Here is a 317-nt window from a genome sequence, read left to right as displayed (position 1 = left end):
CCCCCCCCCCCCCCCCCCCCCCCCCCCCCCCCCCCCCCCCCCCCCCCCCCCCCCCCCCCCCCCCCCCCCCCCCCCCCCCCCCCCCCCCCCCCCCCCCCCCCCCCCCCCCCCCCTTTTTACTGATCCGCCGACCACCGAGATCTACACTGTTCGCATTTCGTCGGCAGCGTCAGATGTGTATAAGAGACAGACCCAGCACTACGCGGCCATGGACTACCCGCCCAGCCACCGGAAGATGGAGCGCGCGGGCATCGTCGGCACGCCGACCTTCTGAAACACGATCACGACACAAGGAGACATGCCATGAACTTTCTCGA

1 pseudogene is annotated in these 317 nt (G+C 72.2%); it reads left to right on the top strand.

Going from position 1 to position 317, the window contains the following annotated elements:
- A pseudogene (locus tag JHD82_RS30140) lies at positions 1 to 274 on the top strand (hypothetical protein); the annotation flags it as partial.
- Positions 275 to 317: the final 43 nt, after the last annotated feature.

It is taken from the genome of Delftia sp. ASV31, from assembly GCF_016428765.1.
Classification (GTDB): Bacteria; Pseudomonadota; Gammaproteobacteria; order Burkholderiales; family Burkholderiaceae_C; genus Comamonas; species Comamonas acidovorans.
The sequence above is the reverse complement of the archived record's forward strand: the minus strand, read 5'-3'. Positions and strand labels throughout refer to the sequence as shown.